The sequence below is a fragment of the Amycolatopsis anabasis genome, from assembly GCF_009765355.1.
Lineage (GTDB): Bacteria > Actinomycetota > Actinomycetes > Mycobacteriales > Pseudonocardiaceae > Amycolatopsis > Amycolatopsis anabasis.
In genome coordinates this window covers 410,647-431,568 of the sequence record NZ_VTHK01000001.1, presented here as the reverse complement: position 1 = coordinate 431,568, position 20,922 = coordinate 410,647, and the positions used below count along the sequence as shown (strand labels likewise).

Annotated in this window: 18 protein-coding genes and 1 tRNA gene; 10 read left to right on the top strand and 9 right to left on the bottom strand. The window is 71.1% G+C overall.

Going from position 1 to position 20,922, the window contains the following annotated elements; translation table 11 throughout:
* Positions 1-112 precede the first annotated feature (112 nt).
* The 3 genes from FXO23_RS02125 to FXO23_RS02115 all read left to right on the top strand — a co-directional run bounded on the left by FXO23_RS02125 (position 113) and on the right by FXO23_RS02115 (position 1,660).
* Positions 113-185 (top strand) — tRNA-Gly (locus tag FXO23_RS02125).
* Between the two features lie 203 nt (positions 186-388).
* Positions 389-973 (top strand): lytic polysaccharide monooxygenase auxiliary activity family 9 protein, encoded by a 585-nt coding sequence (locus FXO23_RS02120; protein WP_158879972.1) that lies wholly within the window; start codon positions 389-391, stop codon positions 971-973.
* Positions 974-982: 9 nt separating this feature from the next.
* Positions 983-1,660, top strand: coding sequence for an alpha/beta fold hydrolase (locus tag FXO23_RS02115; protein WP_158879969.1), 678 nt, complete (start codon positions 983-985; stop codon positions 1,658-1,660).
* Positions 1,661-1,724: 64 nt separating this feature from the next.
* On the opposite strand, the gene FXO23_RS02110 is transcribed toward FXO23_RS02115, so the two are convergent.
* The 4 genes from FXO23_RS02110 to msrA form a co-directional block, all read right to left on the bottom strand.
* On the bottom strand, positions 1,725-2,129 hold the full coding sequence (locus FXO23_RS02110) for an Imm7 family immunity protein (protein ID WP_158879966.1): 405 nt from the start codon (positions 2,127-2,129) through the stop codon (positions 1,725-1,727).
* 68 nt (positions 2,130-2,197) lie between these two features.
* Positions 2,198-3,931, bottom strand: coding sequence for a hypothetical protein (locus tag FXO23_RS02105; protein ID WP_158879964.1), 1,734 nt, complete (start codon positions 3,929-3,931; stop codon positions 2,198-2,200).
* A 131-nt stretch (positions 3,932-4,062) separates the two neighbouring features.
* Complete coding sequence (locus FXO23_RS02100) at positions 4,063-4,317, bottom strand: helix-turn-helix domain-containing protein (RefSeq protein ID WP_218951874.1); 255 nt, start codon at positions 4,315-4,317, stop codon at positions 4,063-4,065.
* Complete coding sequence (gene msrA, locus FXO23_RS02095) at positions 4,314-4,979, bottom strand: peptide-methionine (S)-S-oxide reductase MsrA (RefSeq protein ID WP_158879961.1); 666 nt, start codon at positions 4,977-4,979, stop codon at positions 4,314-4,316. Before msrA ends, FXO23_RS02100 begins: the two co-directional genes overlap by 4 nt.
* 138 nt (positions 4,980-5,117) lie before the next feature.
* Here msrA and FXO23_RS02090 point away from each other — a divergent pair, with 138 nt between their 5' ends.
* The 7 genes from FXO23_RS02090 to FXO23_RS02060 all read left to right on the top strand — a co-directional run bounded on the left by FXO23_RS02090 (position 5,118) and on the right by FXO23_RS02060 (position 15,961).
* Positions 5,118-6,197: a hypothetical protein gene (locus FXO23_RS02090; RefSeq protein WP_158879958.1), complete on the top strand. Its 1,080-nt coding sequence runs from the start codon at positions 5,118-5,120 to the stop codon at positions 6,195-6,197.
* A gap of 112 nt (positions 6,198-6,309) precedes the next feature.
* Positions 6,310-7,512, top strand: a complete 1,203-nt coding sequence (locus FXO23_RS02085; protein WP_246256828.1) for a hypothetical protein — start codon at positions 6,310-6,312, stop codon at positions 7,510-7,512.
* A gap of 169 nt (positions 7,513-7,681) precedes the next feature.
* Positions 7,682-10,294 carry a glycosyltransferase gene (locus FXO23_RS02080; protein WP_158879955.1) on the top strand — a complete coding sequence of 871 codons (2,613 nt, stop codon included), beginning with the start codon at positions 7,682-7,684 and terminating at the stop codon, positions 10,292-10,294.
* On the top strand, positions 10,291-11,556 hold the full coding sequence (locus FXO23_RS02075) for an alginate O-acetyltransferase AlgX-related protein (protein ID WP_158879952.1): 1,266 nt from the start codon (positions 10,291-10,293) through the stop codon (positions 11,554-11,556). The genes FXO23_RS02080 and FXO23_RS02075 overlap by 4 nt, the downstream gene beginning before the upstream one ends.
* 102 nt (positions 11,557-11,658) lie before the next feature.
* Positions 11,659-12,786, top strand: coding sequence for a methyltransferase domain-containing protein (locus tag FXO23_RS02070; RefSeq protein ID WP_158879949.1), 1,128 nt, complete (start codon positions 11,659-11,661; stop codon positions 12,784-12,786).
* Positions 12,786-15,155: a glycosyltransferase family 4 protein gene (locus FXO23_RS02065; RefSeq protein ID WP_158879946.1), complete on the top strand. Its 2,370-nt coding sequence runs from the start codon at positions 12,786-12,788 to the stop codon at positions 15,153-15,155. The genes FXO23_RS02070 and FXO23_RS02065 overlap by 1 nt, the downstream gene beginning before the upstream one ends.
* Positions 15,152-15,961 carry a DUF1698 domain-containing protein gene (locus tag FXO23_RS02060; protein ID WP_158879943.1) on the top strand — a complete coding sequence of 270 codons (810 nt, stop codon included), beginning with the start codon at positions 15,152-15,154 and terminating at the stop codon, positions 15,959-15,961. Before FXO23_RS02065 ends, FXO23_RS02060 begins: the two co-directional genes overlap by 4 nt.
* On the opposite strand, the gene FXO23_RS02055 is transcribed toward FXO23_RS02060, so the two are convergent.
* From FXO23_RS02055 to FXO23_RS02035, 5 genes are all read right to left on the bottom strand, one after another.
* Complete coding sequence (locus tag FXO23_RS02055) at positions 15,946-16,860, bottom strand: FkbM family methyltransferase (RefSeq protein ID WP_158879940.1); 915 nt, start codon at positions 16,858-16,860, stop codon at positions 15,946-15,948. The two genes, FXO23_RS02060 and FXO23_RS02055, sit on opposite strands and share 16 nt — an antisense overlap.
* Entirely contained in the window at positions 16,857-17,852 is a 996-nt protein-coding gene (gmd, locus tag FXO23_RS02050) for a GDP-mannose 4,6-dehydratase (protein WP_179956651.1), read from the bottom strand. The genes FXO23_RS02055 and gmd overlap by 4 nt, the downstream gene beginning before the upstream one ends.
* A 258-nt stretch (positions 17,853-18,110) precedes the next feature.
* A complete protein-coding gene (locus tag FXO23_RS02045; protein ID WP_158879937.1) occupies positions 18,111-18,782 on the bottom strand; it encodes a response regulator in 672 nt (223 codons plus the stop codon).
* Entirely contained in the window at positions 18,779-19,903 is a 1,125-nt protein-coding gene (locus FXO23_RS02040) for a sensor histidine kinase (protein WP_246256826.1), read from the bottom strand. Before FXO23_RS02040 ends, FXO23_RS02045 begins: the two co-directional genes overlap by 4 nt.
* An 87-nt stretch (positions 19,904-19,990) precedes the next feature.
* The gene (locus FXO23_RS02035) at positions 19,991-20,866 is read right to left on the bottom strand and encodes a helix-turn-helix transcriptional regulator (protein WP_158879934.1); all 876 of its coding nucleotides are present in this window, start codon (positions 20,864-20,866) and stop codon (positions 19,991-19,993) included.
* Positions 20,867-20,922 lie beyond the last annotated feature (56 nt).

Below are 20,922 nucleotides of genomic sequence, written 5' to 3'. Positions count from 1 at the left end.
TGGCGTCACCCCCTGTACGCCCGGAGTAACCATCTTCCCTCCTTCTGGGTGGGTGCGAAACCGCCAACCGCGTCGGTATAGACTGTGCGCCGCACCGGTTCGCCGGTCAAATGCGGACGTAGCGCAGTTGGTAGCGCATCACCTTGCCAAGGTGAGGGTCGCGGGTTCGAGTCCCGTCGTCCGCTCTCGTCTTCCAGGGGCCCGCGGGCCCCTTTTCTTTTTCGGCATTCCGGATCGTTATATGTGCTGGGCCGGATGGCGCAGTGGAGCGGCCGTTCTGGTGAAGGTTCTTCGCGGGCGGGTTGGGCCGGTCGGTGGTCTGAACCAGTTGCGCGGGGAGAACAGACTTTGTAACACCCTGCTGCCCTGCTTCGAGAGGAATTTTCCCATGCGCAAGCGCCTTGTCGCGGCCATGATCGCTGGGCTCGTCCTGCCGTTCGTCTGCACCGGCACCGCCACCGGCCACGGGTACACCGCCAACCCGCCGAGCCGGTCCTACCACTGCAAGACCGGCGCGGTGAAGAACTGCGGTCCCATCCAGTGGGAGCCGCAGAGCGTCGAAGGCCCCAAGGGCTTCCCCGCACGAGGTCCCGCGGACGGCAAGATCTGTTCGGCCGGGCTGTCCCAGTTCAAGCAGCTGGACGATCCGCGGGGCGGCACCTGGCCCGCGAAGAGCCTGACCAGCGGCGCGCGGTTCGAGTTCACCTGGACCCTGACCGCGGCGCACGCCACCACGTCGTTCCGCTACTTCGTCACCCGCGACGGCTGGAACCCGGCCGCCCCGCTGACCCGGGCCCAGCTCGAGGCCACGCCGTTCCTGACCGTCCCGTTCAACGGGCAGCGCCCGCCGAACACCGTCAAGCACAGCGGCACGCTGCCCGCCGGGAAGAGCGGCCGGCACCTGATCCTCGCGGTCTGGGACATCGCGGACACCGGCAACGCGTTCTACTCCTGCGACGACGTGCAGTTCTAGCCTCCTGGCATGGACTACGCGCTCTTGCACGGGACTACGCAGTCCCCGGAGGGGTGGGCCCCGCTGGCCGAGGTGCTGACCGGACGCGGTCACCGGGTCGGGCTGGTCGACTTCCCCGTCGACCAGCCCGGCCTGAGCATCTCGGACTACGCGGAGATCGCGGCCGAACAGGTCGGCGACCGGCTGGTGGACCCGGTGGTCGTGGCGCATTCGGCGAGCGGCCTGCTGCTGCCCGCGGTCGCGTCCGCGCTGCGCGCGAGCCGGCTGGTGTGGCTCGCGGCCTACGTGCCCGATCCGGTGGACGGGCGCAGCCTCGCCGAGGAGATCCGGACCTCGCAGGCGGAGATGTTCAATCCCGAGTGGACGTCACTGCCCCGGTCGCCGACCGAGGACCCGGCGATCGCCGCCTACTTCCTGTTCCACGACGGCGATCTGGACGCGCTGCGCCGCGGGCTGGCCTCCCTGCGGAAGTTCTACCCGGCCGCCGCCTACACCGAGGCCCCGGCGCTCGTGCCGGCCGTGGCCCCGTCGACCTTCGTGCTGCCCCGCCACGACCGCACCCTGCGCCCGGACTGGATGCGGCGCAGCGCCACCGAACGCCTCGGTGTCGAGCCGATCGAGATCGACGGTGGCCACTGCCCGCACGTCGCCAATCCGCTGACCGTCGCGAACGCGATAGCGTTTTAACCCGCTTGCCCTTTCCGCACCGGCGGTCACCGACTATTTTCCGCGAATTCCTGTTCTCACCGCGCTAATCGTCGGGGTAACCGTCCTCGACGGTCGGCACCACCGGGGAGAGGAACGGGTCGGCGTGCCGGGTCACCTGGCCGCGGGCCATCCGGTAGACCTGGAACTCGTTGCCCTGGAACGGATCGTCGTCGTCACGGACGTACAGCAGCCCGTAGGAGCCGGGGGCGAGGCGAGCGATCTGGTTGAACAGCTCCACGATCTCCTCGCCCCAGCTCCCGCGCCGGATCGGCGAGCCCGCGAGGTGCACGTGCGGGACGCCGTTCATCCAGCGCAGGTCGAGGAGGTGGTCGCCGCCGATGTCGTTCAGCTGGCGCCGGACCCGTTTGACCGCGCGGTTCAGCAACGCGTCGTCGCCGTCCAGGCCCGGGGTTTCGGAGATCGCCACCCATCCGTGGTACTCGAACACGCGGCGATGCTAGCGGTTACGCCGTTCGGCGCTGTGTGCCGTACGCGAAACCGGAAGCGCGCGTGGAGTCAGGTGAGGGTGAACACCACGACGTCGGCGGATTCGTCCCTGGTGAGGCGTTGCCGGTCGACCGGGCGCCGGAGGACCTCCGCGTACGGGCTGGATGCCGCGGCGACCTTCAGCACCGCGACCTTGCGGATGCCGTACTTCTCGAGCACCGCGATGCTGTGCGCGTCCGGGAAGGACTGGGAGGCCGCGACGATTTCCTCGTACTGCGGCGGGAAGTTCCCGGAGTTGCCGTTGGCGATCCGCGGGAAACCCTCGGTGGACCACAGCAGGTAGTTGAACTCGCCGAAGGTGTCGATGGGGAGGATGAGGATCGGATCGCGGGTCTGCGCGAACACCTGGCGCAGCCCCGGCGGAATGCCCGGGGGCGTGGCGTGGCTCTGGTCGGGGACGCCTTCGAGCAGGGCGCCGAGCACGGGCAGGACGAGGACGAACGCGGCGAGCCGTTTCCGGACGCCCCGTTCGGCCAGCACCTGCGAAAGCCGGGTGACCGCGCCCGCCGCCAGCAGGGCGAGCAGCAGGATCGTCCAGAGGATCAGGCGCCCGGGCGTGCGGAGGGCCTCCCAGCCCGGGAGGTTGTTCCACAGCAGGAGGTAGGTGAACCCGCCGCCGAAGAAGTTCGTGCCGAGCGCGAGGACCGTCGCCACGGCCGCCCCGGCGGCGAGACCGATCCGCACCCGCACCGGCCAGGCGCTCACCACCAGACCGGCCAGCGCCAGCACGAGGACCACGAGCCCGGGGAACAGCAGCTTCTCCCCCGCCGCGGGTTCCGGTATCCGGGTCAGATCGTCGAACACCGTGCCCTGCCACAGCCAGCTCTGCCCGTGCGCGGTCAGCAGCCCCTGCGGCGGCGGCGACATCACCTCCACCTCGTGCGCCGAGCGTCCGAAGTGGTAGGTCTCGACGACCCGGCGGTAGGGGATCGTCAGGAGGTACGTGACGCCGAGGAAGACCACCATCCCGGCGCCGTTGGCGAGGTTCACCCGGCGACCGAGCTGCCGCCGTCGCACCCCGTTCACCACCGCGATCACCAGGCCGACCAGGCCCATCACGTAGACGAACGGGATGCCGACGGCGAAGCCGAGACAGACCTGCCAGGCGGCGAGCAGCCACCCGGCGAACGCCCACCACGGCCGCGCGCGCTCGGGGCGCAGACCGGACCGGAACGAGTAGCCGTGCCCCCGCGCCAGCGCGAACAGGGCCAGCGCGATCCCGCCCACCGAGAGGACGTTGAGGTGGCTGTTGTGGGCGAGCCGCCACGGCGCCCACGCGAACACGACCCCGGCCAGCGCCGCCGCCTGCCAGGTGCCGCCCAGTTGCCGGGCCAGCAGGTAACACCCGACGAAGGCGAGCGCGAACGCCAGCAGGTAGGCGATGTTGTAGCGCAGGATCGCGGCGTACTGCCCGTCGCCGAACAGGGCGAGCGGGAAGTAGCCGAGCAGCGAATCGGTGAACGCGAAGGTGTCCTTCGCCGGGTAGAACATGTTGGCGGACCAGAAATCCCCGCCCGCGGTGAGGAAGTGGTGCTGCCACGCCAGTTCCCAGGCCTGCAGGTTCGGATCACCGATCCCGCCCAGCACCGTGGACTTGGGATGCCGGACGATCGGCCAGTTGAAGATCGCCGAAAGCGCCAGCCCGGCGAAGACGACGAGCGGCCCCTCCCGGGCGAACCAACGAAAGATCGGCTTCGCCCGGACACGTGTGACCGGGCCGTCCGCAACGGTGTCGGTGACCACGAACTCCCCCTGAATGTGCTGACCTGCCACGCCTCGCGGTCACGAGACGGAGGTCAGCGGTTACCTTCCGCGCACAAGGGGACCCTACTACTCACCTTTCCCGCTCAACCCGATCGGGCAGTTCCTTGTACTCAGGCGTGATACCCCAGGGCACGGGTGAGACGGATCAGCATCGGCTCGGACGGAATCGTCGCGCCCGCCTCGAACCGCACGACCTCCACGTGCGGCACCCCAGCCGCCTCGGCAAGCTGTGACCGCGTGAGCCCGCGTTCCTCGCGGAGCATCCGCACCAAACGACCCGAGTCGTCGGCATCCCACCGAGCCCGCTCCAACTTGGTCATACGCGGCGCGCGGAACTCGCTCAGCCGCTCGGATGTCCCGTTCACCGCTCACCCTTCACGTTCAGGCCGACCGGGCAGCTCACGCCGGTGCCGCCGAGGCCGCAGTAGCCGTTCGGCACCTTGTACAGGTACTGCTGGTGGTAGTCCTCCGCGTAGTAGAACTCCCGCAGCGGCGCGATCTCGGTGGTGATGTCGCCGTGGCCCGCGGCGCGCAGGGCGGCCGCGAACGTTTCCCGGGAGGTTTCCGCTTCGGCGCGCTGGGTGTCGTCGGCGTAGTACACCGCCGAGCGGTACTGGGTGCCGACGTCGTTGCCCTGGCGCATGCCCTGGGTCGGGTCGTGGCCCTCCCAGAACACCTTGAGCAGCGTCTCGTAGGAAACCCGCGCCGGGTCGTAGACGACCAGCACGGCTTCGGTGTGCCCGGTCAGGCCCGAGCAGACCTCCTCATACGTCGGGTTCGGGGTGTAGCCGCCCGCATAACCCACCGCCGTCGAGTACACCCCCGGCGTCATCCAGAACAGCCGCTCGGCGCCCCAGAAGCAGCCGAGGCCGAACACCGCCGTGCGCAGGCCGTCCGGGAACGGCGGTTGGATGCGGCGATCCGGATGCACCGCGTGCGTCTCGGGCGCCGCCAGTGGCTCGCTGCGACCCGGGAGCGCGTCCTCGGCGGACACCGGCCGGGTCCTGTCTCGACCAAACCACGACATGCCTCCACTCTACGCAGTGAATCGCCCGGTTCCCCCAGGTGAGATGTCCGGATGCCCGGACGACTTTCACTCGAAAGCGCTACGGTTACCGCCGAGGGGCGTCGAGGGTCCCGGGAGAGACCGACGAGGAGCGACCAGATGAGTTGGCAGGAAGAACTGCGCCGTCTGGACACCGAGCTGGCCGGCGGCAAGATCACCCAGCACCAGCACCGCAAGCTGCGGGACGAGTTGCTCGCCTCGGCTTCCGGCGGCGCCGCGCCCTCCCCGGTCGCCTCCCCGCTGGCCCGCACCGACCGGCCCGGCTGGCAGAGCGCGAACCCGAGCACACCCCCGCCCGCGCCGGAACCGCCCAAACCCGCGAAGCCGTCGTCGGCGGCCCTGCTCTCCACCGACAAGCCGACCACCGCGCCGAGTCCCGCGGACAGCCGCACCACCGATTCGATGGAGCACCCGCGCCTGGCCGAGGCGCCGACGGTCATCCGGCCCGCGGTCCGCCCGCCCGCGCCGCCGCCGGTTCCGCCACCCGCGCCCGCGCCCGTGCCCGCGACGCCGAGCACGCAGCCCTATCCGGTCGACGATCCGTTCCCCGCCATGCGGGCCAACCGCACGAAACCGACGTGGCTGTTCCTCTCGCTCGGGGTGCTCCTGGTGCTCGCGCTGATCATCGGCGGCGCCTGGTGGTACAACTCCACCCGCGCCGGCGATCCGGCGTCGAGCCCGCAGGCCCAGCCCCCGGCCCCGTCCGCCCCGGCGGACGCGCCGCTGGAGGAACGCCTGCCCGCGTTGCCCGGGGTGCAGAACCCGAACAACTCGACGATGTCCATCGCGCGGGGCCGCGAACTCGGGCTCTACCCCCAGCAGTACGCCGACGCCTTCGCCCGCAACGGCGCGACCGAGGTCATCTTCCGCGGGTCCGCGGTGAACGGCAGCAGCTACCTGGTCCTGGTGGTGCCGACCGGCAGCCCGGCCAACGCCAAGTCGGTGGCCGAGTACCTGTACCGGGGCACGCTCGCCAGCGGCTTCACCAAGGTCGATTCCGACGTCACCACGGCGACCGGGTCCGACACCAAGACCCGGGTCAAGGCGACCTGGTACGCGTCCGGGGACAAGGTCGTGAGCGTGGCCTTCGGACAACCGCTCGACCAGGACAAATCGACCCTGGCTTCGCGGCAGGACGAGGTGGTCAAGGCCATGCGGGCGGTGCTTCCCCCGGGGTGAGCCCGCGCGCTGGTTACGAATCGACCCTCGGCAGCCGGGGCGAAACGCCCTGAGTGCACAATGTGCGTGAGTCTGCGGGGCTCGGGCGCACTTTGAGGGAAGGGGGCCAGGTTTGTCCTGGCAGGAGGAACTTCGCCGGTTGGACCAGGAGCTGGCCGCCGGGCAGATCTCAGCCGACGATTACCGGGTTCGGCGGGACAACGTGCTGTCCTCGGCCGTCAACGCCGACCCCCAGAACCAACAGCCCCAGCAGGGCACCGGGAACGCGGACAGCACGCAGATCATCGCGCCGGTGAGCGGGCCGCCGCAGCAGCAGCCGCCCGCACCGGGACCGTCCGCCGACAGCACGCAGATCGTCGGGAACGCCGACACCAGCGGCGAGCGCACCCAGGCCGTGCGGCCCAGCTGGCAGACGGCCCAGCCCGGCCAGGGCGACGCGGACCGGACGCAGGTCGTCCCGGGCGTGCCGCCGCAGCAGGTGGCCGGCGGGTACCCCGGCGGTCCGGCCTCGCCCTCCGGCGGCTTCCCCGCCCAGCAGCAGCCACGGCAACAGCAGCCCGTCTGGAACTCGCCGAGCGCCGACGCCAGCCCGCCGTGGGGTGGCGGTGACTTCCCGCCGATCGCGCCGTCGAGCAGCCACGAGTGGGTCGGCCAGGGGCCCGAGGTCTTCGGCGAGCCGTCCGGCTCGAAGAAGAAGATCATCGCGATCGTCGTCGCCGTGGTCGTGCTCGCCGGTCTGGGCGTCGGCGCGTTCTTCCTGTTCTCCAACAAGTCGGACGACACCACGCCGCCCACGGCGAGCCAGAGCAACCAGCCGCCGGCCAGCTCGGCCAAGCCCAAGGACAACCTGGAGATCGCCAAGCTGCCCGGCACGGTCGCCGAGGTCACCGACTTCCCGCAGTTCTCCGAGGTGACCGCCCGCAAGGTGCTGACCGACGACGAGAACGCCGCCTACACGACCGCGGGCGCGGAGAAGTCCCGGCTCGCCGTGTCGAACCTGCCCTCGAGCATCAGCGCGGTCGTCCTCACCTCGGAGTCGTCCTCGCCGAACGCCGCGACCATCGCCCGGGACAAGCTGGTCGAGCTGCAGATCAAGTACGGCCTGCAGTACTACTCCGGGGCCACGCCGCCGGGCGTCAAGGTGACCCAGCTGAACAAGGTCGAGGGCGGCAAGGCGCTCATCCGGGCGCACTACGCCCACAAGAACACCATCGTGCGGCTGCACGTCGAGGGCAACGACCTCACCGAGATCAGCCGGGTGTTCGACGAGATCCTCGCCGCGCAGCTGCAGGCATTGCCCGCCGACAACAGCTGACGATGACGTCTGAAACCGGAGTGAACTGCGAAAATGCACCGGGGAACTCGCCCGGCCGAAGGCCCCGCTAGCGCGGCGGCAGGGTGCCCAGCAGCAGCGCCGAGCGCGGCTCGCCAAGGAGCGCCCTGTCGACGTGATCGCGGAGCGAGTTCTCGGGGCAGGCGCTGAGATGGCGACCGGGGCAGCCACCGTCGTCGCCCGGGACCGGCTCCCCGCCGCCCGGGTCCTGGCCGAGACCTACCTGGAACACCATCCCGGCCAGGAGTTCGTGGTCCTCGTCGTGGACGGGACAGACGAAACCGGCGACGGGTACCGGATCGCCGGGTACGACTGGCTCGACCTCGATCCGGACGCCTACCTGCGGCTGGCCACCTGTTACGGCGCGGACGACCTGATCGAGGCGGTCCGGCCGCTGGTGCTGCGGCAACTGCTCGACCGGTTCGAGGTGGCCGTCCTCCTCGATCCGGAAACCGAGGTCTTCGCGCCGCTGTCCGAGGTCACCGCGCTCGCCGCGGAGCACGACCTGGTGCTCACGCCCGCCCTGCTGGCCCCGTTGCCGGACGACGGCCGGGATCCCGCCGAGGCGCCGGGCGTCTTCGACCCCGGTTTCCTCGCGGCCGGGCAGGGCGCCCGGGGATTCCTCGACTTCTGGGCCGAACGGGCCCGGCGCAAGCAGCCCGAACCGGTGCCGCCGCGGCCGGAACGGCCCGTGTTCGACCTGGTGCCGGGGCTGTTCCGGCACACCGTGGTCCGCGACCCCGGGCTCGGCGTCGCGTACTGGAACCTGCACGAACGCGGCCTCGGCAACGTCCGGCTCCTGCACTTCACCGGCTACGACCCGGAGACCCCGTGGCTGCTCAGCGGGACCTGCTCGAGCAAACCGCGGGTCCTGCTGTCCGCGGACGCCCGGCTGCGCGAACTCGCCGACGCCCACCGGGACAAGGTCGTCCGGGCGGGCTACCGGAAGGACGTCCGCTACCGGTTCGACCGCCTGCCGGACGGTTCGGCGCTCACCCGGGAGATGCGGCGGCTGTTCCACGCCGCCTGGCGCAAGGTCGAACGCGCCGAGGTCGAACCGGATCCGCTCGGCCGGACCGTCGAGAAGGCGCCGCCGCATCCGTTCGGCGAGGACCGCGGCCTGGCGTTCCGGCAGTGGCTGGCCTCCCCGGCTTCGCCGGTCGAGGCGGCCGCCGGGCTGAACCGGCTGATCATGGCGGTCTGGGCGGCCCGGATCGACCTGCAGGCCGTGTTCGGCGACCCGGTGGGGTCGGCCGGATTCCGCCAGTGGTGCACGGCCCACGGCACCGAGGAGGGCCTGCTCCCGGAGTGGGCGCTGCCCCGCGATCCGGCCCCGGTGGACGATCCGGTCGACGAGTTCGGGGTGAACGTGGCCGGTTACCTGACCGCCGAACTCGGACTCGGCGAGATGGGCCGGATCGTGCACCGCGTGGTGCGGGAATCGGGCGTGCCGGTGGTCTCCGTGGTCGAGGAGCACTCGCTGACGAAGACCGTGCGCACCGCCCTGGACCACCCGGACACGGCCGGGCGGCCGCGTTTCCCGGTGAGCGTCCTCGCGGTCAACTCCGACTACACCGCACTGCTGCTGAACAGCCATCCCGAGGTCGGCCACCACCGGTACCGGATCGGCCTGTGGGCCTGGGAGCTCGAGGAGTTCCCGGAGACCATGCACGCCGGGTTCGCCCACGTCGACGAGGTGTGGACGGTCAGCGAGTTCGCCCGCCGGTCGATCGCCGCGCATTCCCCGGTGCCGGTCAAGGTGATCCCGGTGCCGGTGCTCGACCCCGGCCCGGTCACCCGCCCGCCGCGGGAACCCGGGGCGCCCGCGCGGTTCCTGTTCGCCTTCGACTTCAACTCGACCGGCGGGCGCAAGAACCCGTGGGGCGTGGTCACCGCGTTCCGGCGCGCGTTCCCCGGCCGGGACGACGTGCGCCTGACGATCAAGGCCACCAACGGGCACCTGCACACCGCGGCCGCGGAACGGCTGCGCCGCGCCATCGGCGACGATCCGCGGATCGAACTGCTCGACCGGTACCTCGGCGTCGACGAGCTCGCGGCCCTGTACGAGACCAGCGACGCGTACGTGTCCCTGCACCGCAGCGAGGGGTTCGGGCTGACCGTCGCCGAGGCCATGGTCCGCGGCCTCGCGGTGATCGCGACGGACTACTCCAGCACCACCGAGTTCTTCACCGCGGACTGCGGCTGGCCGATCCCGTACACGATGACCGAGGTCGGCCCCGGCTGGGTGCCCTACCAGCAGGAAGCCGTCTGGGCCGAACCCGATCTGGACGCGGCGGCCCGCGCCCTGCGCGAGGTGGCCGACGACCCGGCGGAAGCGCGCCGGCGCGGGGCGGCGGCCCGCGAGCACGTGCTGCGCACCCGGTCCCTGGACGCGGCCGCGGCCTGGATGCGCGATGCACTCCGCGGCGCCTACGAGACCTGGCGCGCCCGCGGCGGCGACGGGCCGCCCGGGGACGATCCCCTCGCGCCGCTGGACCGGGCCCGCGAGGCGCTGCACTGGGAGCCCGATCCGCACAGCCCGTCGCGGGTCCCGCTCGCCCCGGCCCTGCGCCGGGTGATCCGCCGCGCGCTCGACCACTACGACACCCACCAGCGCCGGATCCTCGGGAGGCTGACCGACGGCACGCGGGAGGCGATCCGCCGGGTGCAGCACCGGTCCGATCGGCAGGCCGAAACCCAGGCCCGGCGCCTGGACGCGATCGAACGACGACTCGAGCGACTCGAAAGTCCCGAAGACAGATGACCGTCGGCGACCGGCAGACCCCGCTCCCGCCCGTGCACGAGGCGTGGCTGCCGCGCGAGCACGCGCTGCACCGGCCCCGGCACGCGCGCCGCCAGACCTTCGCGCTGGTGTGCGCCGCGATCTTCTTCGCGACGCCGCTGCTCTCGTTCTCCCTCGGGGCCCGCCCCACCGAGTTCGAGAACCACGCCCTGACCCCGTTCCCCAGCCTCGGCCAGGGCTGGGGGTTCTTCACCGGGCTTTCCCAGTGGGCCACCGATCACCTGGTCTTCCGGGAGCAGGCGATCCACGCCGCGGACGGGATGAGCCGGGGCCTGTTCGGCGAACCGCCCGCACTCGGCCGCACCGGCGGGCAGCAGGGCCCGATCCAGTCGCCTCCGGTCGACACCGTCCCCAAGCACTACCCCACCGCGATCGAGGGCAAGGACGGGTGGCTGTACCTGGGCGACGAGGTGGCCAGCCACTGCGCGCCGAACCAGCCGCTGGACACCACGCTGGCCAGCCTGCGGCGGCTCCGGGACGGGGTGGAGGCGTCCGGGCGGAAGTTCGTGGTGGTGGTCGCCCCGGACAAGGCGACGATGGTGCCCGAGCACCTGCCCGACGACTACGTCGGCAAGGACTGCCACCAGAAGACGGTCACCGAGTTCTGGAACCGGGTCGCCGGTGAGGACTACATGCTCGACCTGCGCGCCCAGCTGCGTGACTGGGGTGTCCGGAACGGCGCGCCGGTCTACGGGCCGCTGGACGCGCACTGGTCCGACGAGGGCGCGGTGACCGCGACCCGTGCGGTGGCCGAGAAACTGCGCGCCGGGATCAGCGCGACCTGGCGGGTCGAACCCGGCGCGAACTGGAAGGTCCCGGCCGATCTGCCGCCGCTGATCGGCCGGTCCGGGCAGACCACCGGCCGCCACTACGAGCTGATGCCGGACGGCAACCGGGACCAGACCCGCCCGATGCCCTCGGACTTCTCCACCCCGCTGCGGCTGGACACCGCTTCCGGTCCGGGAACCTACGGGCTGAGCGTGGGCCTGCTCGGCGACTCCTTCACCATCCGCACCCTCCCGTATCTCACCGCCGCATTCCGGAACATGACGGTTCTGCACCACGCCACCGTCGCCGAAGATCAAGGAAAGGCGGCGGGGCAAATGTTCGCCGGAAGCAACGTGGTGGTGCTCGAAGTGGCCGAACGTTCCCTGGTCCGGGGCAACGTCGGCGCGATCAATCCGCCCGCGCTGGACACCATTCTCCAAAGCCTTTCCCGATGAGGAAGAATCGATGTTCCGGCGAGTGCGCGATTACCCGAGGGCGTTCCCGGTAGACTCCCCCCGATTTCCGGGGATCTCATCGCTGACTCGACGGAAGAAGTAATGTCTGAAACACGCGTGGCGCACGCATTGTCCCGGCTCGCCGAGCACTACGAGCTGCACCTGCCGCTCCGGCGGACCGACGTGCTCGGCCGGCTGGCGCTGCGTTTCCTCTGGCGCCGCCACCTCAAATGGCAGGTCGAGACCAATCTCGCGGTACGCGAGGCGCTCGAGGGGCTGGAGGAGGCGCGGCGCACCCAGCAGACCGGGCTGGACCGGATCGCCGAACGGGGTGATCTGGTCACCCACCCCCAGCTCGCGCACGAGGTGGCGCTGCTCAAGCAGAGCGACCAGAACCTCACGGCCGGGCTCAACCAGCGGTTGTACGCCGCGATCGGCCGCCTGCAGTCCCAGCTGAGCGACCTGCGGCTGCAACTCACCGAGGCGGCGGAGAAATCCGACGAATCGCAGCAGCGCCTCAAGGCCGCCGAGGAACAGCTGGCCACGCTGAACTCGGCGGCGCGGGACGTCCGCTCCCGGCACGCGCAGCTGGACGTCTTCCTCGACGAACTGCGCGCGGGCAAGACCGCGGCGGAAACCGCGAACACCGTGGCGGACCGGGATTCCTTCCTCGAGCTGGCGGTGTCCGAACTGCTCGACGGGCCCGCCGACCGCGTGCGCGCCGACCGGGCGACCTGCCTCCCGGTGGTGACCGAAGCCCGGGAGAAGGGCGCCACGGGCCCGGTGCTCGATCTGGCCCCCGGCCGCGGTGAATGGCTCGAGGTCCTGCGCACCGCCGCGGTCCCCCACCGGGCCGCGTCGGTGAATTCCTTGGTACGCAGGCATTCCGCCGATCTCGGCCTGACGATCGAGGACGCCGAACCGCTCGACGCGCTCGCCGGAACCCCGCGGCGTTCCCTCGGCGCGGTCACCGCGTTCCGGTACGCCGAGCGCCTCGACCCGGCGGCCCTGGCCCGGATGGTCGACGCCGCGGCCGCCGCGCTGCAGCCCGGCGGGGTGCTGCTGGTCGAGACGCCGGAGGCGGGCGACGACTTCCACCTCGACCCGTTCGCCCGGCGCCCGGTGCATCCGGCCTTCCTGCGTTTCCTCGCCGAGGCGGCGGGTTTCGCGAACGTGGCGGTCCGCACCGGGGAACCGGGCGGCCGCTACCGGCTGATCGCGTGGCGCTAATGCGCTCCGCGATGTGGACGCCGCTGCCACCCCAGCGCAGCGGTATCGCCGACTACAGCTTCGAACTCCTGGAGGCGCTGTCCGGCCGCACCGAGATCACCGCGGTGAACGATCGGGCGGGCACCGCGCTGACCCCGGCGGGGGGCCGGGTCGCCGATCCGGACGCCGTCTTCGGCGACGACACGCTGCACCTGTACCACATGGGCAACCACGCGAGCGCCCACGCGTGGATCTACCGGCGGGCGCTGGCCGTGCCCGGGGTGGTGGTGCTGCACGACACCTCCCTGCTGGACTTCTACTCGGGGTACTTCGGCAGCCGTTCCGCACCCGAGTTCCGGGAGGAGGTCCGGTTCGCGCACGGTCCCGTCTGGGGTGATCCGCACGATCCCGGGCTGATCGAGGGCTGGCCCGCGATCGAGGTGGACGGCGTGCCGACGCTGGACCGCGCCACGCTGACCATGGAACGGCGGCTGGTCACGGCCAGCCGGGCGGTGCTCGTGCACGATCCGCATTCGGCGGACTTCCTGCGCGCGCGGTACCCGGGCACGCCGGTGCACACCGTCCCCTCGGGCGCCCCGATCCGGGACGACGCCGATCGCGCGGCGATCCGGGCCCGCCTGGGCTGGGACGACGAGAACGTGGTGTTCGGCGTGTTCGGCAGCCTGGCGCGGATCAAGCGGGTGACCGTCGCGGTGCTGGCGTTCGCGGAGGTCCGCCGCCGGTGGCCGCAGGCCCGGCTGGTGATCGCGGGCCACGGCGAAGCCGACGACGTCCTCGCCGAGATCCGGCGGACCATCACCGGAACCGGCGCCGACGGTTCGGTGCACATCGCGCTCTCCCCGGACAAGCGGGAGTTCGAGGACCTGATCACCGCCACCGACGCGGTGATCAACCTGCGCTGGCCCACCGCCGGGGAGACGAGCGCGGTGATGATGCGCGCGTTCGCCGCGGGCCGCCCGGTGATCACCAGCGATCTCCCGCAGCACCGGCACTACGACCGCGCGTTCTGCTGGCCGGTGTCGACCGATCCGGCGCAGGAGGCCGAGCAGCTGTACGGCCTGCTCGAACGCGCGGTGTCCTGGCCGGAGGACCTGCGCGCGGCCGGTCGGCAGGCCCGCGAGTACGCGCGCGAGCACCTCGCCTGGCCGGTGGCCGCGGACGCCTACCTCGAAGTGCTGGAGTCCGCCCGGGACACCCCGCCCGCACCGGCGCGCGCGGAACCCCGGTGGGGCGTGAACGTGTTCGCCGACGCGCGCGCGACCACCGGACTCTCCGAATCGGCCCGGCGGCACATCCACGCGCTGGCCGCGACCGGCGTCGAGATGACCTACACCGAGTTCAACACCCGGGCCCCGAACCGCTCGCTGCCGCTTTCGGAAACCCTCACCGGCCTGCGGCGGGGCAAGGAGTTCCCGGTCGACCTGTGGCTGGTCAACGTCAACGAGTTCCAGCTCATTCGTGAGGATTCGCTGGACCGGTACACGATCGCGCTGTGGGCGTGGGAACTGCCCGCGATGCCCGAGCACGCCCTGGTGCAACTGCCCCGGATCGACGAGCTGTGGGTGCTCTCGTCCTATGTCGCCGAAGCCTGCCGCACGGCCACCGACATGCCGATCACGGTGATCCCGAGCGTGGTGCCCCAGGACCGGGAGATCGCGGGCGACCGCGCCCGGTTCGGGTTCGCCGAAGACGGCCTGATCGTGCTGTTCACGTTCAGCGCGTCCTCCAGCGACGCCCGGAAGAACCCGTGGGCGGTGATCGAGGCGTTCCGGCGGGCGTTCCGGCCGGAGGAGTGGGGCACCACGGCGCATCTGGTGATCAAGGCCAACGACCTGCACCGGTTCCCCGAGCTGTCCGCGCATCTCGCTTCGGCGGTGGCGGGCGTGCACGGCACGCTGCTGGAGGAGGAGATGTCCCGGGAGGACATGGACTGCCTCCTCGCCACCTGCGACGTGTACATGTCGCTGCACCGCTCGGAGGGTTTCGGGCTCGGCATGGCCGAGGCGATGGCCATGGGGAAACCGGTGATCGCGACCGGCTACGGCGGCAACGTCGACTTCATGCCCCCGGGCGCGGCGGCCGTGGTGGGCTACAAGATCCGCCCGATCGTCGAACAGGACCACCGGCTCGCGCTCGCCGCCGGATTCGGCGACTGGTACAGCCCCGGGCAGCTCTGGGCGGAGCCCGATGTGCCGCTCGCCGCGCGCTGGTTGCGCTGGCTGGCGGGAAGCGAGCGGCGGCGGCGCGAACTGGGCGCCCGCGGGGCCGCGGCCGTCCGGGCGGTCAGCAGCCCCGAGGCGGTCGGCGCCGTGATGGCGCGGCGGCTGGACCAGCTCAAGCACCTACCACTCAAGGAAGCGCGGGGATGACCTCTCTCAGCAAGGAAGAACGCCAGGCGGCGGTCGACGCCGTCCCGTACTGGTTCCACTCGATCGACGTGGGCGACGGCGTGGTGACGCCCGGTACGAAGAGCGCGGAGTTCAGCGCCCAGAAGGAATGGGCGATGTGGCGGGTGCCGGACCTGACCGGGCGCAGCGTGCTGGACATCGGCGCCTGGGACGGCCAGTACTCCTTCGCCGCCGAGGACGCCGGCGCCGCGCGGGTGGTCGCGCTCGACCATTACTCGTGGTCGATCGACTTCCCGAAGTACTACGCCCTCGCCCACGAGCTCCGGGAACGCGGCGAGCGGGTTCCGGACGCGAACACCGTCGCCGAAGCCTGGCGGCCGGACACCCTGCCGGGGAAGGCGGGCTTCGACACCGCGCGCAGGCTGCGGGGCAGCAAGGTCACCGAAGCCGTGCTGGACTTCGCCCAGGACGACCTGGGCTCACTCGGGTTGTTCGACGTGGTGCTGTTCGCGGGCGTCCTCTACCACCTGGCCGATCCGGTCGGCGCGCTGCGGCGGCTGTACTCGGTGACCGGGGACCTCGCGGTGATCTCCACACACGGGATCCGGATCGCCGGGTTCGAAGACCGAGAACTGGCGCATTTCTTCCCGTTCGACGGGTTCAACGGCGACCCCACGAACTGGTGGGTGCCGAGCATGAAATGCCTGATCGGCTGGTGCGAGGCGGCGGGTTTCCGGAAGGTCGAGGTGGTCCTGGGCCCGGACGTGCGGCCGCTGGAACTCGGCGAATCCGAGATCTACACCGCGATCGTTCACGCGTTCCGCTGAGTCAGCTGCGCTTCCAGCTCGGCGACGCGGTTTTCCAGCGCCGCCGCGTAGCGACGCGCCCGGGCGGCGTCGCGCTGGGTCTGCGCCAGGGTCTCCTCCACCTTCCGGACGTACGCGTCGCGTTCCGCGCTGCCCTCGTGGGCTTGCTCCAGCAGCCCTTCCAGGCGGCGGATGTACCCGGCCTCGGCCGACCGCTCGGTCCGCAGTTCCGTGCGGAGGCGGGCGAGGTCGTAGCGCTCGTACTCGTCGAACACGTTCGCGGGCGCGGCCAGCCGGGCCAGCGCCTCCTCGTCGCCGGCCTGGGCGTAGAACCGGTTGAGCCCGTCGAACAGCGCGCAGCGGTACCCGGCCGCGGTGAGGATCGGCTCCCACTCCGCGTGCGCGGGGGTGGGCGAACCGGGTTCGGTCGCCTCGACCACGACGACCCGGGGGCGGTGCCGGGTCCAGTCGGCGCCCTCGATCACGTCCCGCTCGGCGCCCTCGACGTCGATCTTCAGGAAGTCGACCGGACCGGGGTGCTCGTCGAGGAGGTCGGCGAGCGTCACCACGTCGACCTCGACCTCGTGCACCGGCCAGTCCCGGCGGTACTTCTCGGCCAGGCCGTCGTCGAGGGTCGCCCGGCCCCACTGGCCGTCGACCACGTGCAGCGCGGTCTTCCCCGGTTTCGCCCCGACGGCGACCGCCAGGTTCACGTCGTCCGGCCGTTCCCGGCGCAGCCGCCGCGCGAGCGTCGGCTCGGGTTCGATGTTGATCCCCCGCCAGCCGCGGTCGTGGAAGTGCTTGGTCACCGAGTCCTCGACCGGGTAACCCGCACCGATGTCGACATAGCGACCGGTCTCCTGGCCGTGGAACACCCGGGCCAGGACCACGTCCTCCGCGTTCTGGGCGTAGGAGATCACGGGAGTTCTATTCCAGCCTTTCCGGCTTCGAGGTTCAGGTCGTGGTCGACCATCATGGCCACCAGGGACTCGAAGTCGACCTGGGGTTTCCAGCCGAGTTCGGTGCGCGCCTTGGTGGCGTCGCCGACCAGCACGTCGACCTCGGCGGGGCGAAAGAACCGGGGATCCTGGAGCACGAACCGTTCCCAGTCGTCCAGGCCCACGTGCCGGAACGCGGCGTCGACGAAGTCGCGCACGCTGTGCGTGTGCCCGGTCGCGACCACGTAGTCGCCCGGTTCGTCCTGCTGCAGCATCTGCCACATCGCCTGCACGTAGTCCCCGGCGAAGCCCCAGTCGCGGCGCGGGTCGAGGTTGCCCAGCGCGAGCGTCTCCTGCAGGCCGAGTTTGATCCGGGCCACCGCGTTGGTCACCTTGCGGGTGACGAATTCGATGCCGCGGCGCGGGCTCTCGTGGTTGAACAGGATCCCGGAGCAGGCGAACAGGCCGTAGCTGTCCCGGTAGTTGACCGTGATGTCGTGCCCGAAGACCTTCGCGCAGCCGTACGGCGAACGCGGGTAGAACGGCGTCGATTCGGTCTGCGGCGACTCCCGGACCTTGCCGAACATCTCCGAGCTGGACGCCTGGTAGAACCGGATCCTGTTGCCGGAACTGCCGCCGACCATGCGGATCGCCTCCAGCAGGCGCAGCACGCCGAGCCCGGTGACGTTCGCGGTCAGTTCGGCCTGTTTGAAGCTCAGCGCCACGAACGAGATGGCGCCCAGGTTGTAGACCTCGTCCGGCTGCACCTGTTCCAGCGCGGCGACCAGGCTGGACAGGTCCTGCAGATCGGCGGAGACGAGTTCCACGAACGGGAACTCGGTCCGGATCAGGTCGATGCGGGGATTGTTCTGCCCCTTGATGAGACCGAACACCTCGTAGTTCTTGCTGTGCAGGAGTTCCGCGAGGTACTGGCCGTCCTGACCGGTGATACCGGTAATCAACGCTCGACGCACGCGCCGAGAATAGTCGCACGTCACCGGCACCGGGCGGGGATCCCCGATAACGACCCGTCCCCCTTCCGGATGGACGGCGGCCACCCTTGTGGGTGAAGTCGGCCGTGTCGGACCACGCACCTCCCCCGGCGGCACGTCCTCCCGACGGAGCATCGGCTGCGCAGAAGGAAGGAGCCGCATGCTGCTGGAAATCGCCTTCGTCGTCGCCTTGGCCGTCGTGTTCCTGGTCCGGCTGGTCCTCCAGCTGGGCCGCAGACCCTAGTTCCCGCCGCGCGGGGTGACCAGGCCGGATTCGTAGGCCAGCACGACCAGCTGGGCCCGGTCGCGGGCGCCGATCTTGGTCATGATCCGGCTGACGTGCGTGCGCGCGGTCGCCGCGGAGATGACCAGCTGCGCGGCGATCTCGTCGTTGGACAGCCCGCCCGCCACGAGCGCGAGGACCTCGCGTTCGCGTTCGGTGATCTGCCGGATCGCCCCGGTGTCGATGCGCCGGTTCTCCGGGCGGCCGACGAATTCGGAGATGAGTCTCCGAGTCACCGTGGGCGCGAGCAGCGCCTCGCCGGAGGCCACCACACGCAGCGCGCGCAGCAGTTCCGGCGGGTCGGTGTCCTTGAGCAGGAACCCGCTGGCCCCGGCGCGCAGCGCGTCGTAGACGTACTCGTCCACGTCGAACGTGGTCAGCACCAGGATCTTGACCCCGCCCAGCTCCGGGTTCCGGGTGATCCGCCGGGTGGCTTCCAGGCCGTCCACGCCGGGCATCCGGATGTCCATCACCACGACATCGGGCTTGTACTCCTCGGCGAGCGCCACGGCCTGGCCCCCGTCGCTGGCCTCGCCGCAGACCTCGAACCCGTCCTCGGTCTCCAGCAGCACGCGGAATCCGGCGCGCACGAGCGCCTGGTCGTCGGCGAGCACTACGCGGATGGTCACCGGTGTTCCTCCTGGATCGGGAGTTCGGCGCGGACCTCGAACCCACCTTCGACGGCCGTCGCCCGCACCCGGCCGCCCAGTGCCTCGGCCCGTTCGCGCATGCCGCGCAGGCCGTTGCCGATCTTCGGTTCGGTCGCCCCCATGCCGTCGTCGCGCACCACCAGCTCGAGGCTGCCGCCGTCGCGTCCGAAGTGGACATCGACGTGCTTCGGCTGGTTGGCGTGCCGGACGACGTTGGTCAGCGATTCCTGCAGGATCCGGTAGGCCGCCGCGTCGGTCGGCGCCGGGAGGTTCCCGGGCGAACCGTGCACGCGGACGGTCAGCCCCGCGGTGCGGGTGTGCTCCAGCAGCTCGGCCATCTGGTCCAGGCTCGGCGCGGGCGCGTGGTCCTGACCGCGCAGCACCGCCAGGGTGGCCCGCAGGTCGGTGAGCGCGGCGGCGCTGGCCTCCTTGATGTTCCGCAGCGCCTCCTTGGCCTGTTCGGGCCGCCGGTCGGCGACGTGCGCGGCGACCCCGGCCTGGACGTTGATCATGGCGAGGCTGTGCGCGACCACGTCGTGCACCTCGCGCGCGATCCGCAGGCGTTCCTGTTCGGCCATCCGTTCCTGGTGTTCGACGGCCTGCTCGCGGGCGGCCCGGTTCGCGGCGATCCGGTTGCGCACCGCGGTGCCGATGCCGACCACCGCCGCGATCCAGGCGATCGGGAGCGCGGCGCGCGCGTCGGTGACGAGGGTCCCGCCGGTGGCCAGGTGCACGCCGTAGAAGCCGATCCCGATCGCCAGGGTCCCGGCGATCCCGGCGATCAGCGGGCCGCGGTCCCGGGTCAGCAGGAACAGCGCGATGGTCGGCAGCACGGCCGCGGGGCCGCCGGTGTCGTAGACCGCGTAGTACGCGACGGTCAGCACGCCGGTCACCGCGAACGCGGAGAGCGGGAACCGGCGGGCCACCAGCAACGGCAGCGCGCAGGCGATGAGCCACAGGTAGCCGAGCGTGTCCAGCCGGGGCGCGTCGTGCTGCCAGCGGTTCGCGCCGGAGGTCACGCCGAGGACGAACCCGAGCGGCAGGACGGTCAGCAGCACGTCGCCCAGGCTGGGCAGGTACTGACGCACGGCACGGATCACGCAAGTGAAGTTACGTCACCCGGGGGCCGTCGCGCGTCGGTCGTAAAGCGGCTGTTGCGTTACGACACCGGCATTACTCCGGGTGGGTCAGAAAACGGGGAGCTTGGCCGCGGTCTCGGGGTCCGGGAGGTAGCTGGTCACGTGGATCTCGGACCGGCGGCCCAGCCACAGGTAGGTGAAGTCGAACTGCAGCAGCCCCGCCTCGGGGTGCAGGAACCGCTTGGTCACCACGCGGTTGTTGGTCACGTCGTGCTGGTTCCACAGCTTCTCGAACAGCGGGGACTCCGCGCGCAGCCGTTTCACCAGCGACTTCCAGCTCGGTTCGGCGATGTGCTCGGCCATCGCGGCGCGGAACGCGCTGACCACCCGCGGCATGTTCTCTTCCCAGTCGACCAGCCGCTCGCGCCAGGACGGGTTGAGCAGCGCCTGCAGCAGGGTGTTGCGCTCCTCGAACGGGATCTGCTCGATGCCGCCCATCAGCCAGTCGTAGCCGCGGTTGTAGGCGAGGATGTCGCAGCGCCCGTTCTTCACCACCGCGGGGAACGGCTCCAGTTTGCGCAGCATCGCGTGCACCGCGGGCGTGACCGAGCGGCATTCCTTCGCCATCACCGGTTCGGGCGCACCGGCGAGCGTGAACAGGTGCGCGCGCTCGTGCCGGTCCAGGCGCAGCGTGGTGGCGATCGCCTCCAGGACCTGCTCGGACGCGTTGATGTCGCGGCCCTGTTCGAGCCAGGTGTACCAGGTGACCCCGACCCCGGCGAGCTGCGCGACCTCCTCGCGGCGCAGGCCCGGCGTGCGGCGGCGGCCGGCCGGGGGCAGGCCGACCTGGTCCGGGGTGATCCGCTCGCGGCGGCTGCGCAGGAACGCGGCCAGTTCCCGCCGCCGGACCGCGTCGCTCTGCTGAGCGGTCGGCTGCTGTTCGGCTGCGTCGCTCGGGAGATCGGGACGGACGGCGGTGGTCATGCGAACACTCTCGCACAACCCTCATCCTGTTACCAGGTAGTCCTGATACCTGGATA